At 71.5% G+C, this 15,064-nt stretch carries 15 protein-coding genes; 2 read left to right on the forward strand and 13 right to left on the reverse strand.

Annotation, left to right across the window (positions count from 1 at the left end):
• Nucleotides 1–163: 163 nt before the first annotated feature.
• The 5 genes from EWV39_RS09195 to EWV39_RS09215 form a co-directional block, all read right to left on the reverse strand.
• Nucleotides 164–1,906, reverse strand: a complete 1,743-nt coding sequence (locus EWV39_RS09195) for a DEAD/DEAH box helicase (protein ID WP_129659285.1) — start codon at nucleotides 1,904–1,906, stop codon at nucleotides 164–166.
• Nucleotides 1,907–2,093: 187 nt separating this feature from the next.
• Nucleotides 2,094–2,420: a DUF3039 domain-containing protein gene (locus EWV39_RS09200; RefSeq protein ID WP_129658842.1), complete on the reverse strand. Its 327-nt coding sequence runs from the start codon at nucleotides 2,418–2,420 to the stop codon at nucleotides 2,094–2,096.
• A gap of 130 nt (nucleotides 2,421–2,550) precedes the next feature.
• Nucleotides 2,551–4,131 carry a hypothetical protein gene (locus EWV39_RS13825; protein WP_165313250.1) on the reverse strand — a complete coding sequence of 527 codons (1,581 nt, stop codon included), beginning with the start codon at nucleotides 4,129–4,131 and terminating at the stop codon, nucleotides 2,551–2,553.
• On the reverse strand, nucleotides 4,113–4,973 hold the full coding sequence (locus tag EWV39_RS09210; protein WP_129658844.1) for an ABC transporter ATP-binding protein: 861 nt from the start codon (nucleotides 4,971–4,973) through the stop codon (nucleotides 4,113–4,115). Before EWV39_RS09210 ends, EWV39_RS13825 begins: the two co-directional genes overlap by 19 nt.
• A gap of 86 nt (nucleotides 4,974–5,059) precedes the next feature.
• Nucleotides 5,060–6,016, reverse strand: a complete 957-nt coding sequence (locus EWV39_RS09215; protein ID WP_129658846.1) for a co-chaperone YbbN — start codon at nucleotides 6,014–6,016, stop codon at nucleotides 5,060–5,062.
• 327 nt (nucleotides 6,017–6,343) lie between these two features.
• Here EWV39_RS09215 and EWV39_RS09220 point away from each other — a divergent pair, with 327 nt between their 5' ends.
• Nucleotides 6,344–7,636, forward strand: a complete 1,293-nt coding sequence (locus EWV39_RS09220; protein ID WP_238148203.1) for an AI-2E family transporter — start codon at nucleotides 6,344–6,346, stop codon at nucleotides 7,634–7,636.
• Between the two features lie 67 nt (nucleotides 7,637–7,703).
• Here EWV39_RS09220 and EWV39_RS09225 read toward each other — a convergent pair whose 3' ends face one another.
• Complete coding sequence (locus EWV39_RS09225) at nucleotides 7,704–8,039, reverse strand: ATP/GTP-binding protein (RefSeq protein WP_193554696.1); 336 nt, start codon at nucleotides 8,037–8,039, stop codon at nucleotides 7,704–7,706.
• Between the two features lie 48 nt (nucleotides 8,040–8,087).
• Here EWV39_RS09225 and nucS point away from each other — a divergent pair, with 48 nt between their 5' ends.
• Nucleotides 8,088–8,780, forward strand: a complete 693-nt coding sequence (nucS, locus tag EWV39_RS09230; RefSeq protein WP_129658848.1) for an endonuclease NucS — start codon at nucleotides 8,088–8,090, stop codon at nucleotides 8,778–8,780.
• A gap of 101 nt (nucleotides 8,781–8,881) precedes the next feature.
• Here nucS and EWV39_RS09235 read toward each other — a convergent pair whose 3' ends face one another.
• From EWV39_RS09235 to atpE, 7 genes are all read right to left on the reverse strand, one after another.
• Nucleotides 8,882–9,142 carry a F0F1 ATP synthase subunit epsilon gene (locus tag EWV39_RS09235; RefSeq protein WP_129658850.1) on the reverse strand — a complete coding sequence of 87 codons (261 nt, stop codon included), beginning with the start codon at nucleotides 9,140–9,142 and terminating at the stop codon, nucleotides 8,882–8,884.
• A gap of 2 nt (nucleotides 9,143–9,144) precedes the next feature.
• Nucleotides 9,145–10,605 carry a F0F1 ATP synthase subunit beta gene (atpD, locus tag EWV39_RS09240; RefSeq protein WP_129658852.1) on the reverse strand — a complete coding sequence of 487 codons (1,461 nt, stop codon included), beginning with the start codon at nucleotides 10,603–10,605 and terminating at the stop codon, nucleotides 9,145–9,147.
• Nucleotides 10,606–10,644: 39 nt separating this feature from the next.
• Complete coding sequence (locus tag EWV39_RS09245; protein WP_129658854.1) at nucleotides 10,645–11,571, reverse strand: F0F1 ATP synthase subunit gamma; 927 nt, start codon at nucleotides 11,569–11,571, stop codon at nucleotides 10,645–10,647.
• 61 nt (nucleotides 11,572–11,632) lie between these two features.
• Nucleotides 11,633–13,258, reverse strand: coding sequence for a F0F1 ATP synthase subunit alpha (gene atpA, locus EWV39_RS09250; RefSeq protein ID WP_129658856.1), 1,626 nt, complete (start codon nucleotides 13,256–13,258; stop codon nucleotides 11,633–11,635).
• A 143-nt stretch (nucleotides 13,259–13,401) separates the two neighbouring features.
• Complete coding sequence (locus EWV39_RS09255) at nucleotides 13,402–14,220, reverse strand: F0F1 ATP synthase subunit delta (protein ID WP_129658858.1); 819 nt, start codon at nucleotides 14,218–14,220, stop codon at nucleotides 13,402–13,404.
• Nucleotides 14,220–14,759: a F0F1 ATP synthase subunit B gene (locus EWV39_RS09260; RefSeq protein ID WP_238148204.1), complete on the reverse strand. Its 540-nt coding sequence runs from the start codon at nucleotides 14,757–14,759 to the stop codon at nucleotides 14,220–14,222. The genes EWV39_RS09255 and EWV39_RS09260 overlap by 1 nt, the downstream gene beginning before the upstream one ends.
• A 61-nt stretch (nucleotides 14,760–14,820) precedes the next feature.
• On the reverse strand, nucleotides 14,821–15,030 hold the full coding sequence (atpE, locus tag EWV39_RS09265) for an ATP synthase F0 subunit C (protein WP_129658862.1): 210 nt from the start codon (nucleotides 15,028–15,030) through the stop codon (nucleotides 14,821–14,823).
• Nucleotides 15,031–15,064 lie beyond the last annotated feature (34 nt).

Here is a 15,064-nt window from a genome sequence, read left to right on the forward strand (position 1 = left end):
CCCTCCGCCGGACTCGGGCCCTTCGCTGAGCCGTCTCGCGGAAGAGAGCACGGCCTGAGGCAGTCCCTCCGCAGCCCCGGCCCCTTCCCCAGCCCGCTGGGCCCTCCCCGGCAGGGCTCCTCCCCCGGGCGGAGTCATAGGCCCGGCCGGTGCCGGCGATGGGCTAGCGCCGGCCGATGAACCAGTTCTGCAGCTTGTCGATCCGTGCCTGGATCTGGTCCGCGGTCGCCTGGGCCACGGCGGGGCCGCCGCAGGCCCTGCGCAGGGCGTTGTGCACGGATCCGTGAGGCTCGCCCGTCCGCGCCGCCCAGGCGGAGACGTTCTTGGCGAGCTTCTGCCGCAGGTCCTTGAGCTGCCGGTGGTCCGGCAGACCGGTCTCGGCGCGCTGGGCGGGCGCCTCGCCGCCCTGCCGCGAGCGCTGGTGCCGCTCCTGGAGCAGGGTGCCGACCTGATCGGCGTCGAGCAGACCCGGGATCCCGAGGAAGTCCTGGTCCTCGGAGCCGATCTCGAAGCCGTTATAGTCCTGACCGTCGTAGAGCACGCCGTGGAAGGAGGCCTGGGAGCCGATAGCCTCGAAGCGGCCCGAGGCCAGCTCCGAGCTGGCGCTCTCCTCGCGGTTGGCCTCCTCGAGGAGCTCGTCGTCCAGCCCCTCGTCGGCGGCGATGATCGCCTCCTCGTCCTGCGGCCCCTTCAGGTCCAGCGCGTGGTCGCGCTCGGCCTCCATCTCGTGGGCCAGCGTCATCAGGTGCGGCACCGAGGGCAGGAACATCGACGCCGTCTCCCCGCGCCTGCGGGCGCGGACGAAGCGGCCGATGGCCTGGGCGAAGAACATCGGCGTCGAGGTGCTGGTGGCGTAGACGCCGACCGAGAGCCGGGGCACGTCCACGCCCTCGGAGACCATGCGCACCGCGACCATCCAGCGCTCGTCCGAGGCGGAGAAGGAGTCGATGCGGTCCGAGGCGGTCTTGTCGTCGGAGAGGATCAGCGCGGGCTTGGCGCCGGTGATCTTCTCCAACCGGGCGGCGTAGGCGCGGGCGTCCTCGTGGTTGGTCGCGATGACCAGGCCGCCGGCGTCGGGCACCGTGCGGCGGACCTCGGTGAGGCGCTGGTCCGCGGCCGCGAGCACCGAGGGGATCCACTGGCCGCGGGGGTCCAGCGCGGTGCGCCAGGCCTGGGCGGTGATGTCCTTGGTGAAGCCCTCGCCCAGCTCGGCGGCCATCTCCTCGCCGGAGCTGGTGCGCCAGCGCATCTGCCCGGAGTAGGCCATGAACAGCACGGGGCGGACCACGTGGTCGGTCAGCGCCGGGCCGTAGCCGTAGGAGTAGTCGGCCTGCGAGCGCAGCAGGCCCTCCTGGTCCTCCTCGTACCTGACGAAGGGGATTTGGGAGGAGTCGGAGCGGAACGGGGTGCCGGTCAGCGCCAGGCGCCGGTGGGCGGGCTCGAAGGCCTCGCGCAGGCCGTCGCCCCAGGACAGCGCGTCGCCGGCGTGGTGGATCTCGTCGAGGATCACCAGCGTGCGGGCGTTCTCCGTGCGGGCCCGGTGCAGCAGCGGCTTGTTCGCCACCTGCGCGTAGGTCAGCGCCACGCCCTGGAAGCCGCGGGCGTGCTGGCCGTCGGCGTTCTTGAAGTTCGGGTCGATCGCGATGCCCACCCGGGAGGCGGCGTCGGCCCACTGCGACTTCAGGTGGTCGGTGGGGGCGACGACGGTGAGTCGGGCGACCGTGCCGCGATCCATCAGCTCCTTGGCCACGCGCAGCGCGAAGGTGGTCTTGCCCGCACCCGGCGTCGCGACCGTCATGAAGTCCCGCGGCTGCTCGGCGAAGTACTTCTCGAGGGCCTCGGCCTGCCAGGCGCGCAGCTTGGAGGCGGTGCCCCAGGCCGCACGGTCCGGATAGGCGGGAGGCATCTCCGCGCCGGCTCCGCCGAACAGGGAGGGCTGTGCTGAGTCTTCGGTCACTGGTGGCTACTCGCTCCTGGCTGGTCCTGGTGTGCGCGCTGGTCCGCGCGGCGCGCCGGTCGCTTTCCGAGCGCGGCACGGCGACGGCGGCGCCGTGGGCACGGCGCCGCCGGGTCAGGGGATGGGACGGAAGGGGCTACTCCCCGTCCCCGTCCTCGTCCTTCCCGCCGCGCATGGACTCGTAGACTTCCTTGCACTCGGGGCAGACCGGGAAGCGCTCGGGGTCGCGCCCCGGCGTCCAGACCTTGCCGCACAGGGCGATGACCGGCTCCCCGGACAGGGCCGACTCCATGATCTTCTCCTTGCGCACGTAGTGCGCGAAGCGCTCGTGGTCCCCGGGCTCGGCGAGCTGGCGGGTCTCCTCGCGCTCGATGGTGGCCGCGCCGCCGGGAGACGTGCCGTAGCCGGTGTCGTCCAGGGGATCGGTGGAGTTCAGGATCTCGGGTGAACGGGCAAGCATCATGCCGACCATTCTACGCCCCGCCCCGCCTCCGATGAACCTCGGGACCGCTCCGGTCCCCGCCCGGGGAGCGCCCCGCGGGAGGAGGCGGGACGGCCCGGGCGAGGAGCCGGAGCGGAGCGGGCCGGCCGGCTCAGGTGAAGCGCGCGACGTCGTCGTACAGCTCCGGCGCCCGCCGCTCGTACCAGGCCCCGCCGATCCGCACGCCCAGCCAGAGCACCACGGTCCCGCCGACGACGCCGAGCACCAGCGTCAGCCAGTTCGCCCACGCGGCGCCGGTGAACAGGTACACCAGCCCCATGACCCACGCCGGGAAGGCGAGCAGCGCGATGACGCACAGCCCCGCCATCTGCGCGAGCATGTTGGCGAAGCCGGCGCCGTTGCGCTGCGTCTTCCAGGGGCTGCCGCCGGGCGGCACCACCGGGTAGGCGTACCGGACCGAGACCACGGCCCCCACGCCCAGACCCGTCAGCAGGAAGCCCAGGGACAGCCCCAGGTTGACCGGGATCCCGCCCGGCGAGCCGGAGACGACCATCCCCGCCACCGAGGCCACGGCGACCAGCGGCAGGAAGACGATGCCGAAGCCCAGCACCCGCCCCCAGCGGTCGTCCCGCCCCCGCAGCGGCGCGGTCACGTGCAGCGAGAAGGCGGTGTTGTCGTAGGAGACGGCGTAGCAGGTGACCCATACGACGGCGATGCCGGCCACCGGACCGATCACGCTGACCGAGAGCCCTCCCGAGCCGAGCTGGGAGCTCAGCCAGAAGACCAGGAAGAGGGCGGGCACCATGATCAGGTTCAGGTTGAACCGCGGATCCTTGAACAGGTAGAGCACGGTGCGGGCGGCCACGGCGCCCGCCGGGGTCCCGGGCATGAGGCCGAGGAGCCCGATGCCGCGCGCGCCGGAGGCCCGGCCGCGGCGAGGGGACCCGCCGCCCTGCCCGATGTGGCTGATCTGGTGGGCCACCACGCGGTCCCATAGGAGCAGCCCGGCGGCCAGGTAGACCAGCAGCAGCACGGCCCGCGCGGCCGCCAGGCCGGGGGCGCCCTGCGCGAGGTCGCCCGGCACGGCCCACGCCACGCCGAGCGGGGTCCACGCCAGCACCCCGAGGGTCCGCTCGAGCGCCCCGCCCCGGCTCAGCCCCTCCCCGAGCGTCACGAGCAGGGGGCCGACCGCCACGATCACCACGAACATGACGGCCCCGATCGTCTCGGTCACGAATCGGCGGGAGCGCAGGGCCATGCTGAAGGCCGAGACCAGCCGCGAGCACACCACCACGAGCGCGTAGCCCAGCACCGAGCAGACGACGCCTGCCGCCGCGGCGGCCCCGGAGGCCCAGCCGACGGCCGGGGCCAGCAGGGCCAGCAGCGTGAGCGGCCCGACGACGCCGATGAGGGAGCCCGCCAGCTGCCCGCCCATGATCTCCCGCGGCCGCAGGGGGTAGAGCGCCAGCCGGTCCGGGTCCAGTGTCGCATCGGCCCCCGAGGCGACGAGCGGGACCAGCAGCCACGCCAGGGCGATGAGCGAGCCGAGTCCCACGGCGGTCATCTGCACCAGCTCGGTGCGCCCGTGCAGCGCGAGGAGCGCCAGGACGAGCAGGGACAGCATCCCGAGCGCGTAGACCCCGCCGATGACGGTCCCCACGATGGCCCAGGCGCTGCGCCTGAACGCGGCCCCCAGGTGCGCCAGCTTGAGCCTCAGGAGGTTCCCAACCATGTGATCCCCTCCGACTCGACGCGGCCGCCGACCAGCTCGACGAACCTCTCCTCCAGGCTCTGCTCCCCGCGCACCTCGTCCACGGTGCCCGCGGCGAGGATGCGCCCGGCGTCCATGATCGCGACGTGGTCGCACATGCGCTGCACCAGGTCCATCACGTGGCTGGAGACCACCACGGTCCCGCCGTGCCGGACGAAGCCGGCCAGGATGTCCCGGATGTTCGAGGCGGAGACGGGGTCCACCGACTCGAAGGGCTCGTCCAGCACCAGCACCTTGGGCGAGTGGACCATCGCGGAGGCCAGCGCCACCTTCTTCCGCATGCCCGCCGAGTAGTCGGTGACGGGCTTGCCGGCGGCCTCGAGCAGGTCCATCGCCCCGAGGAGGTCCTCGGTGCGCTCCCCCGCGGTCTCGCGGTCCAGGCCGTGCAGCAGGCCGGCGTAGACGATCAGCTGGCGGCCGGTGAGGCGGTCGAAGAGGTGGACGCCGTCGGGCAGGACCCCCAGCGCGGCCTTCGCCTCCCGGGGGCTCGCCCAGACGTCGATCCCGCGCACGACGGCGGCGCCGGAGCTCGGGCGGAGCAGGCCGGTGGCCATGGACAGCGTCGTGGTCTTGCCCGCGCCGTTGCGGCCCACCAGCCCGTAGGTGGAGCCGGCCGGGATGTCCAGGTCCACGGCCTGGACGGCGGCCTTGTCCCCGTAGGTCTTGGTGAGCCCGCGCAGGGCGATGGCCTCCTCCCCGCTGACGGGAGGAGGGCCGGAGGGGGCCGCCGGGCTCCCCGTCCCGGCGGGACGGGGCGGGGGCGGCTGGTCGTGGGGCGAGGGATGATGATCGTGACTGGTCATGCCCCCAGGAGACCACACCGCCGCGGGCAGCCGCATCAGACCGCGGTCTGAGTCTCGCGCGGGCGATGCGGCCGGTCCGGGCCCCGCTAGAAGAGGACGCGCATGAGGCGCCCGCGCGCCGCGGTGACCCGGGGATCCTCCGCGCCGACGACGTCGAACAGCTCCAGCAGCCGCTCCCGCACCCGGTTCTTGGTCTCCGGGGCGCTGCGGCCGATGAGGGCGATGAGCCGGTTGAAGGCGTCCTCGACGTGCCCGCCCGAGACGTCGAGGTCCGCCACGAGCAGCTGGGCCTCGACGTCCTCCGGGGCCTCAGCCGCGGCCGCGCGGGCCTGCTGCAGGTCCTGCCCCTGCACGCGCTCCAGCAGGCCGGTGCGGGCCAGCCCCACGGTCGCGTCGCGGTCCGCCGGCTGCTCGTTGAGCGCGCGCCGGTAGGCGTCCCGGGCCGCGGCGTAGTCCCCCGCCTCCAGCGCCGCCTGCGCCTCCTGGTGCAGCGGGGGCAGGGGCTTCTCCTGCGGCTCCTCCTCGCCCGCGGAGACGGGCTCGAAGGTCTCGGTGAGCTGCGACTGCCGGGCGAGGTCCACGACCTGGGCCAGCAGATCCTTGATCTGATCCGCCGGGACGGGCGCGTTGTACATCGGAGCGGGCCGGCCGCCGAGCAGGGCCAGCACGTTCAGCGAGCTCGAGGCCTGGAAGGCCTGCGCGAGCTCGGGGACGGCCTCGACGTCGGCCGCGAGCAGCAGGACGCGCCCGGCGAGCTCGTCGACCAGGCCCTCCAGCTCCGAGACCGCCTGCACGGCCCCGGCGTCCGAGCGGCTGTACAGCGCCAGCACCAGCGGCCCGTGGGCCGAGAGCTGGGCCGCCTCCTGGAACTCCTCGACGGAGGTCACCTCGCGGCGGTAGGAGGCGCCGCCCGCGGGGGCGGAGCCGCCGGCCGCGGCGCCGGCCTGCTGGGAGAGGTCGGGCGCGGAGCGGACGGAGGCCGGCAGCTCCTCGGCCGGCTCGGGAGCGTGGGGGCGGGCCTCGCCCAGGGGGTTCTCGGTCATCTGCCATCACCTTCCGTCGGGGCGGGCGCCGCAGGGCGCCCGCGCATCTCGTGCTTTCCTCCCATCCTCCCAGAAGGGGCGGCGCGGCCCGGCTCCGCAGCCGGTTTTTCTCCCACCGCTGACAGCCGCCTCCCCCGCGGGTCCGCCGCACGCCGGGGGCGAGAGGCGGGTACTCTCGGAACGGAACGGGACCGTCCGCCGAGCACCGGGCGGGCCCGTGGGGCGTCGCGGCATCCGCGGCGCGGGCGGCGAGGCGCGCCGGCCGGCCCCCGAGGCCGCCGGTGCCGCCGCGCACGCTGAGCAGGCACGAGACGGCGGAGGACCCAGATGAGCCGAAGGACCCGGAGCGTCGGCACCGGTCTGCGCGCCGCCCTCGAGCGGATCCGGGGACGACGCCGCCCCGACCGTCCCGACCGCTCCGCGCCCCTGGCCCCCTGGGCCCAGCCCCGCCCCCGCTTCGACCTGCCCGAGCAGAGCGGCCCGCCCGCCGGGACGCCGGGCGGGCCCCGGGCCGAGGAGTCGCCCCGCGTCGTCGCCGACCTCCCGCCCAGCGCCGCCCCGCAGCGGGCGGGCGTCACCCAGCGCCCCATCTACACCGGCTTCATGGTCACCGTGGGCGTGGGGCTGGCCCTGCTCTTCTACTACGTCGCGGTCAACGTGGGCGCCCTGGGCGGATGGATCACGGGCGCGATGTTCATCGCCCTCGGCCTGGACCCGCTGGTGCGGTGGATCGAGGCGCGCGGGCTGCCCCGCCCGGTCGGCGTCGTCGCCGTGCTGCTGATCCTCGCCGGGCTCGCGACGCTGCTGGGCACCGTGGTCATCCCCACCATCGCCCGGCAGGCGCTGGAGTTCCTCAACAACTTCCCGGACACCTTCGACAGGTTCCTCGAGTCGGACTTCATGGTCACCCTGGACCAGCAGTGGGGCGTCCGGGACCGGGTCGACGCCGAGGCGGAGAACTTCTTCTCCAGCCTCTTCAGCGACTCGAACGTCGTCGGCAGCTTCCTCAACAGCCTCATCAACGCAGGCTCCACCATCGCGCAGGTCATCACCGGCACCTTGATCGTGATGTTCCTGGCGCTGTACTTCCTCGCCTCGCTGCCGACCATCAAGGCGTGGGGCGTGCGGCTGGCGCCGACCTCCAGGCGGCCCCGGGTCGAGGAGCTGACCGAGAGGATCACCCGCTCGGTCGGCAACTACGTGATGGGACAGGCCATCGTGGCGCTGCTCAACGCGACCGTGGCGTTCATCCTCATGACGATCGTGGGCGTGCCGTTCCCGCTGCTGACCGCCTTCGTGGTGGCGCTGCTGGCCTTCGTGCCCCTGGTGGGCGGCGTCGTCGCCGGCATCCTGGTCACCTTCATCGCGCTGCTGCAGGGCTGGCAGACGGCCCTGATCTACGCCCTGTGCTACTTCGCCTACCTGCAGGTCGAGGCGTACTACGTCTCGCCGCGCATCATGAAGCGGGCGGTGGCGGTGCCCGCCGCGGTCGCGGTCATCGCGGTCGCCGGCGGCGGCGCGCTGTGGGGCGTGCTGGGCGCGATCGTCGCGATCCCGGTGGCCGCCTCGGGGCTGCTGCTGGTCCGGGAGGTCCTTGTCCCGCTGCAGGATCGCCGCTGAGCGTGGTGCCGGCGGCTCTCGGCGGGACCGCCCGCAGCGGGCCCGGGACGGCACGGCGCCGGAGGGCTCAGCGCCCCCTCCAGCACTTCTGGTGCCAGTGCCGGCGCTCCTCGACCGCTCTGCGGTCCCCGAACAGCGCATCGGTCCGCCAGACGACCACGTGGGCGACGCCGACCGGGATGCTCCGCCCGCACCCCGGGCAGGTGTAGACCTTCCGGGCCCCGGAGGCCGGGACGTGGCGGACGTGCCACTCCCCCTCGGCGTCGCGCTCGATCCGCGGCGCCGGGTCCAGGATGCGGGAGATGTCCCCGCCGGGAAGCTGCCGCTGCCACTTGCTCGGACCGGCCTTGCCGTGGCCTGACTGGGAGCTGCGGCCGGTGCGCCGGGGACGGGAGGGTGCCATGGGGCTCATTGTGGCACAGCCCCTCGGCCCGCTTGTACAGTGGAGCCCGTGCGTCTCGTGATAGCTGAATGCTCCGTCGATTACATCGGCCGCCTCAAGGCCCATCTCCCCCGCGCCGTGCGGCTGCTGATGGTCAAGGCCGACGGCTCCGTCCTCATCCACTCCGACGGGGGCTCCTACAAGCCGCTGAACTGGATGTCCCCGCCCGCCCGGCTCCACGTGGAGGCCGGGGCCGAGGAGGAGGATCCCGAGGTCCTGGAGACCTGGACCGTGCAGGCCGCGAAGTCCGACGATCGGCTGATCATCCGCGTGCACGCCAAGCATCACGACTCCGACCACGCGCTCGGGACCGATCCTGGGCTGATCAAGGACGGCGTCGAGGCGGACCTGCAGCGGCTGCTCGCCGAGCAGATCGACGTCCTGGGGCCGGGCTACAGCCTGGTCCGGCGGGAGTACCCCACCGCGATCGGGCCGGTGGACCTGCTGGCCCGCGACGGCGCGGGGCACACCGTGGCCGTGGAGCTCAAGCGCCGCGGGGACATCGACGGCGTCGAGCAGCTCACCCGCTACCTCGAGCTGCTGAACCGGGACCCCCTGCTGGCGCCCGTGCGCGGGATCTTCGCCGCCCAGCAGATCAAGCCGCAGGCGCGGGTCCTGGCCGTGGACCGCGGCATCGACTGCGTGACGCTGGACTACGACGCGATGCGCGGCGTCGACGATTCGGCGGGCCGCCTCTTCTGAAGGCCGCGGGGCCTCCCCTCCCCCCGCCGAAGCCCCGGCGACGACGAAGGGCCCGGAACGTCCTCACGTTCCGGGCCCTTCGCCGTTGCGGATCGGCTGCGTCAGATGTCGGCGGACTTCGCCGCGACGGTCACGCGGTCGTTGGAGACCGTCAGGAACCCCTCGTGCACGCGCGTCGTCATCCGCTCGCCCTCGGCCGGGTCGATCACGAGCTCCCCGTCCTCGGCCAGCAGCGCCATCGTGGGCACATGGCCGGGCAGGATGCCCATCTCGCCGTCGGCCGTGCGAGCGCGGATGTAGCTCGCCTCACCGCGCCAGACGACGCTCTCGCGGGAGACCACCTCCACGTTCAGAACGGCCATGATCAGTTACCGCCCTCGGCCTTGAGCTCGGCCCACTTCTTCTCGACGTCGTCGAGCCCGCCGACGTTGAAGAACGCCTGCTCGGGGATGTGGTCCAGGTCGCCGTCGCAGATCGCGGTGAAGCCCTCGATGGTGTCCTGGATGGACACGGTCGAGCCCTCGACGCCGGTGAACTGCTTGGCGGTGTAGGTGTTCTGCGAGAGGAACTGCTCGATCCGGCGGGCGCGGGAGACGACCACCTTCTGCTCCTCGGACAGCTCGTCGACGCCGAGGATGGCGATGATGTCCTGGAGCTCCTTGTTCTCCTGCAGGATGCCCTTGACCCGCGTCGCGGTGTCGTAGTGCGCCTGGCCGATGTACTGCGGGTCCAGGATGCGGGAGGTCGAGGACAGCGGGTCCACGGCGGGGTACAGACCGCGGGAGGCGATGTCGCGGGACAGCTCGGTGGTCGCGTCCAGGTGGGCGAAGGTCGTCGCCGGGGCCGGGTCGGTGTAGTCGTCCGCGGGGACGTAGATCGCCTGCATCGAGGTGATCGAGTGACCCCTCGTGGAGGTGATGCGCTCCTGCAGCAGGCCCATCTCGTCCGCCAGGTTCGGCTGGTAGCCCACGGCGGAGGGCATGCGGCCCAGCAGCGTGGAGACCTCGGAGCCGGCCTGGGTGAAGCGGAAGATGTTGTCGATGAACAGCAGCACGTCCTGGTTCTGCACATCGCGGAAGTACTCCGCCATGGTCAGCGCGGACAGCGCCACGCGCAGACGCGTTCCAGGGGGCTCGTCCATCTGGCCGAACACCAGGGCGGTGTCCTTGAGGACCCCCGCCTCCTCCATCTCGACCCAGAGGTCGTTGCCCTCGCGGGTGCGCTCGCCGACGCCGGCGAACACGGAGGTGCCGCCGAAGTTGCGGGCCACGCGGGTGATCATCTCCTGGATGAGCACGGTCTTGCCCACGCCGGCGCCGCCGAACAGGCCGATCTTGCCGCCCGAGATGTACGGGGTCAGCAGGTCGATGACCTTGATGCCGGTCTCCAGCATCTGGGTCGAGCCCTCGAGCTGGGCGAAGTTCGGCGCCTTGCGGTGGATCGGCCAGAAGTCGCTGGCCTGGATCTCGGAGTCGTCGATGTCGAGCGAGTTGCCCAGCACGTTGAAGATGTGGCCCTTGACGCCGTCGCCCACCGGGACGGAGATCGAGGCGCCGGTGTCCTGCACCGGGGTGCCGCGCACCAGGCCGTCGGTCTGCTGGAGCGAGATGGCCCGGACCAGGTTGTCACCGAGGTGCAGCGCGGTCTCGAAGGTGATCTTCTGCGTCTTGTTGCCGAGGGTCAGCTCGGCGGTGAGCGCGTTGTAGATGTCGGGGATCTGGTTGGCCGGGAACTCGACGTCGACCACAGGGCCGATGACGCGGGCGATCCGCCCGACGCCGCCCTGAGCCGGCGCGGAGGCCGAGTCGGTGATGGTGGCAGTCATTTTCGCTTACCTCTTATGGAAAGTGAACGTACAGGTGGTTTAGGAGGCGAGGGAATCCGCGCCTGCGACGATCTCGCTGAGCTCCTGAGTGATCTCCGCCTGGCGGGCGGTGTTCATCAGGCGGGTGTACTTCTTGACCAGCTCGTCCGCGTTGTCGCCCGCGGACTTCATGGCGCGCTGGCGGGAGGCCAGCTCGCTCGCCGCCGCCTGGAGCAGGCAGGCGTAGATCCGGGTCGCGACGTACCGGGGCAGCAGCGCGTCCAGCACGTCCTCGGCACTCGGCTCGAACTCGAAGAGCGCCTCGTTCTCGTAGTCGGCGGACTCCAGCTCCGTGCCGGGCAGGATCTCCTCGCCCAGGTCGCGGGCCTCGACGACCTGCAGAGGGAGCATGCGCAGGATCTTGGGCTCCTGGGAGACCATCGAGAGGAACTCGGTGTAGACGACGTGCATGTCGTCCACCCCGCCCTCCTCGTAGGGGACCTCGAAGCGGCCGAGGAGCGCGTCGCGGATGCTGGTCGCGGTCTCCACATCCGGGTTGTCCGTGTTGCCGGTCCACAGCTGCTCGTAGGGCCGGTCCCGGAACTCGAAGTACTGCTGGGCCTTGCGGCCGACCAGGAAGAGCTCGACCTCGCGGCCCTCCCGGCGCAGCCGCTCGATCAGGCCCTCGGCCTTCTTGAGCACGTTGGCCGAGTAGGACCCAGCCAGGCCCCGGTCGCTGGTGACCACCAGGACGGCCGAGCGGCGGGACTCGCCGCCGCGGTTGATCAGCGGGTGGCTGATCGAGGTCTGCGAGGCCACCGCGGTGACCGCGCGGGTCAGCGCGTTGGCGTAGGGGCCAGCGGCGTTGGAGCGCTGGCGGGCGCGGTTGATGCGAGAGGTCGCGATCATCTCCATCGCCTTGAAGATCTTCTTCATCGACGACGTCGACTTGATCTTCTGGCGGTAGACCCTGATCTGGGCTCCCATAGAGCTTCCTTTCAGCCCGTCCGGTGCGCGGCCCCGCCTGGGGGCCGCGCGCCGTCAGGTCTTATCGCGTGACGATCTCTTCCTGGGCGACCTCGGACGCCTCGACGGGAGCGTGCTCCTCGCTGCCGGGGCGCACCTCGGCTCCGCCGGAGCGGAAGTCGCGCTTGACCTCGGCGACCGCCGACTTCAGCGCGTCCACCGTGGAGTCCTCGAGCTTGCCCGAGGCATCCAGGTCCGTCAGGACGCTGGTGTTGCGGCGCAGGTGGTCGATGAACTGCTGCTCGAAGTCGAGCACGTCCGAGACCTCGAGGTCGTCGAGGTGGCCGTTGGTGCCGGCCCAGATGGAGACGACCTGGTGCGCGACCGGGTACGGGGTGTACTGCGGTTGGCGCAGCAGCTCCGTGAGGCGGGCGCCGCGGGTCAGCTGCCGGCGGGAGGTCTCGTCCAAGTCGGACGCGAACATCGCGAAGGCCTGCATCGAGCGGTACTGGGCCAGCTCGAGCTTCAGGGTGCCGGAGACCTTCTTCATGGACTTCTGCTGGGCGGCGCCGCCCACGCGGGAGACCGAGACGCCGACGTCCACGGCGGGACGCTGGTTGGCGTTGAAGAGGTCCGACTGCAGGAAGATCTGGCCGTCGGTGATGGAGATGACGTTGGTCGGGATGAACGCCGAGACGTCGTTGGCCTTCGTCTCGATGATCGGCAGGCCGGTCATCGAGCCCGCGCCCAGCTCGTCGGAGAGCTTGGCGCAGCGCTCCAGCAGGCGGGAGTGCAGGTAGAAGACGTCGCCGGGGTACGCCTCGCGTCCCGGCGGGCGACGCAGCAGCAGCGACACGGCGCGGTAGGCCTCGGCCTGCTTCGACAGGTCGTCGAAGACGATCAGGACGTGCTTGCCGCCGTACATCCAGTGCTGGCCGATGGCCGAGCCGGCGTAGGGCGCCAGGTACTTGAAGCCCGCGGCGTCGGAGGCCGGGGAGGCCACGATCGTGGTGTACTCCAGCGCGCCGTTCTCCTCGAGGGTCTGACGCACCGAGGCGATGGTCGAGGCCTTCTGGCCGACCGCGACGTAGATGCAGCGGACCTGCTTGTTGACGTCGCCGGACTCCCAGTTCTCGCGCTGGTTCAGGATCGCGTCGATACCGAGCGCGGTCTTGCCCGTCTGGCGGTCGCCGATGACCAGCTGGCGCTGGCCGCGGCCGATCGGGATCATGGCGTCGATGGCCTTCATGCCGGTCTGCAGCGGCTCGTGCACGGACTTGCGCATCGTGACGCCGGGCGCCTGCAGCTCGAGGGCGCGGCGGCCCTCTGACTCGATCGGGCCCAGGTCGTCGATGGGCTGACCCAGCGGGTCGACCACGCGGCCCATGAAGGCGTCGCCGACCGGGACGGACAGGACCTCACCGGTGCGGTGGACCTCCTGCCCCTCCTCGATGCCGGTGAAGTCACCCAGGATGATGACGCCGATGTCGCGGGTGTCCAGGCTCTGCGCGAGGCCGAGGGTGCCGTCCTCGAAGCGCAGCAGCTCGTTCGCCATGACCGAGGGGAGCCCCTCGACCCGGGCGATGCCGTCGCCTGCCGTGCTGACGCGACCGACCTCGACGCGCTGGGTGTCCCCCGGCTCGTACGAAGCCGCGAACTCGTTCAGCGCATTGCGGACATCGTCGGCGTTGATGGTCAAATCGGCCATCTTGTGTCCCTGCTCTCCTATATTGTGGCTCCCGGATTGCTGGGAGCCGGATGTACGTGTGTGGGTGGATCGCACCGTGGATCCTCGCGGCCTCACGGGCCATCCAGCTGTATCTGACTGAATCGCCGTCGGTCGGGGCGTCCTTACGATGCGGTCATCGTGCGGCCGAGGTCCGAGATCCGGGCCAGGACCGATCCGTCGATCACCTCGTCGCCGACCTGGACCTTGATGCCCCCGATGATCTCGGGGTCAACGGTGAGGTCGAGGGCGAGGTCCTTGCCGTAGATGGACGAGAGGGTCCGCTGGAGCCTCTCCCGACGCTGCTCGTCGAGCGGGGCGCTGACGGTCACCTGGGCGATGGAGCGCTTCTGGAGCGCCGCGAGGACGCCGGCGAAACGCTCCGCCAGCATCGCCGGCAGCGCGCCCCGGGGGTGCTCCACCGCCTGGTTCACCAGCTCCTGGCCCTCCGGGGTCCGGAGCGCCACGACCTCGCTGACCAGCCGCTTCTTGGCCTGGGCCGTGGCCCGCTGGTCGGTCAGGGCGTTCTGCAGCCTCGCATCCGCCTCGACGACGCCGGTGAAGCGCAGGAGGTCCTCGATCACGGCGGTGACCGCCTCCTGACCGCCCCGGCGCTCGGCCGCGGCCGCGGAGGCCAGGACCGCGAGGTGCTCCAGGGCGTCGGCGAGGTCCCGCTCCCCCGACCAGCGCGAGCCGGCCGCGATGATCGCGAGCTCGCGGACCGCCGGGTACACCTTGCCCTCGAGGACGCTGGCGGCGATGCCACGCCGCTGCTCGGCCTCGCGGGAGGGGTCCGTCAGTCCGCGCCGCAGCGAGCCGTTCTGGTCCAGAAGGTTCGCGACGGCGAAGAGCTCGTTGCTCGTGGTGGTGCTGGCGTCGGCCGCGAACCGCTGCTCGAAGACCTGCGCCAGGGCATCCTGGGATTCAGTCGATACTCCTGCCATTACCTGCTAGCACCTGCATTCCGCTGCTGGGATGCTTCGAGGTCCGACAGGAAGCGGTCCACCACGCGCTGGGAGCGCTGATCGTCGTCGAGGGCCTCGCCGACGATCTTCCCCGCCAGCTCGGTCGCCAGGGTGCCGACCTCGGTGCGCAGGGAGACCAGGGCCGCCGAACGCTCGGCGTCGATGGTCTTCTGGGCGTTCTCCGTGATGCGAGCGGCCTCCGAGGAGGCGCGCTCCTTGAACTCGGCCAGGATCTTCTCACCCTCACCGCGGGCTTCCTCGCGGATCTTCTGGGCCTCGAGACGCGCCGACTCCAGCTGCTGGTTGTACTCGTCGCGAGCAGCAGCGGCTTCGGCCTGGGCCTTCTCCGCCTTCGCCAGTCCACCCTCGATGGCCTCCTTGCGATCCTGGTAGATCTTCTCGAAGGTCGGAGCGATGAACTTGATGACGACGTAGAGGAGGATCACGAACCCGAGAGCGGTGATCAGAATTTCCCAGCCGTTGGGGATGAGGGGACTAGCGCCCTCTTCCGCTGCCATCAGATGAGACATAAAGGAGATTCCTGTTCTCTAGTTCTGTCTGGGGTGCGCAGCCGGGAGGCTACTGAATGAAGGCGAGAACCAGACCCAGGATGGCGAGGGCCTCGACGACCGCGAAGCCCAGGAAGAGCATCGGCTGAAGGACGCGCTGGGACTCGGGCTGGCGGGCCACGGAGGTCATGTACGCGGCGAAGATGATGCCGACGCCGATGCCGCCGCCGATGGCTGCGAGACCGTAACCGATGGCGCTGAGCGAACCGGAGATATCCATGAAGGGTTTCCTTTCGTGTTGCCCTGTAGGGCGG

Origin of the sequence: Rothia halotolerans (assembly GCF_004136635.1) — a bacterium.
Classification (GTDB): domain Bacteria; phylum Actinomycetota; class Actinomycetes; order Actinomycetales; family Micrococcaceae; genus Rothia; species Rothia halotolerans.

Coding starts and splice junctions, on each gene's coding strand:
- EWV39_RS09200 (WP_129658842.1), bottom strand. CDS start 2,420: ATGATGCTTGCCCGTTCACCCGAGATCCTGAACTCCACCGATCCCCTG.
- EWV39_RS09215 (WP_129658846.1), bottom strand. CDS start 6,016: ATGACCGAGAACCCCCTGGGCGAGGCCCGCCCCCACGCTCCCGAGCCG.
- EWV39_RS09210 (WP_129658844.1), bottom strand. CDS start 4,973: ATGACCAGTCACGATCATCATCCCTCGCCCCACGACCAGCCGCCCCCG.
- EWV39_RS09225 (WP_193554696.1), bottom strand. CDS start 8,039: ATGGCACCCTCCCGTCCCCGGCGCACCGGCCGCAGCTCCCAGTCAGGC.
- atpA (WP_129658856.1), bottom strand. CDS start 13,258: ATGGCCGATTTGACCATCAACGCCGACGATGTCCGCAATGCGCTGAAC.
- EWV39_RS09245 (WP_129658854.1), bottom strand. CDS start 11,571: ATGGGAGCCCAGATCAGGGTCTACCGCCAGAAGATCAAGTCGACGTCG.
- atpD (WP_129658852.1), bottom strand. CDS start 10,605: ATGACTGCCACCATCACCGACTCGGCCTCCGCGCCGGCTCAGGGCGGC.
- EWV39_RS09195 (WP_129659285.1), bottom strand. CDS start 1,906: ATGCCTCCCGCCTATCCGGACCGTGCGGCCTGGGGCACCGCCTCCAAG.
- EWV39_RS09260 (WP_238148204.1), bottom strand. CDS start 14,759: ATGGCAGCGGAAGAGGGCGCTAGTCCCCTCATCCCCAACGGCTGGGAA.
- EWV39_RS09220 (WP_238148203.1), top strand. CDS start 6,344: ATGAGCCGAAGGACCCGGAGCGTCGGCACCGGTCTGCGCGCCGCCCTC.
- EWV39_RS09235 (WP_129658850.1), bottom strand. CDS start 9,142: ATGGCCGTTCTGAACGTGGAGGTGGTCTCCCGCGAGAGCGTCGTCTGG.
- EWV39_RS09255 (WP_129658858.1), bottom strand. CDS start 14,220: ATGGCAGGAGTATCGACTGAATCCCAGGATGCCCTGGCGCAGGTCTTC.
- atpE (WP_129658862.1), bottom strand. CDS start 15,030: ATGGATATCTCCGGTTCGCTCAGCGCCATCGGTTACGGTCTCGCAGCC.
- EWV39_RS13825 (WP_165313250.1), bottom strand. CDS start 4,131: ATGGTTGGGAACCTCCTGAGGCTCAAGCTGGCGCACCTGGGGGCCGCG.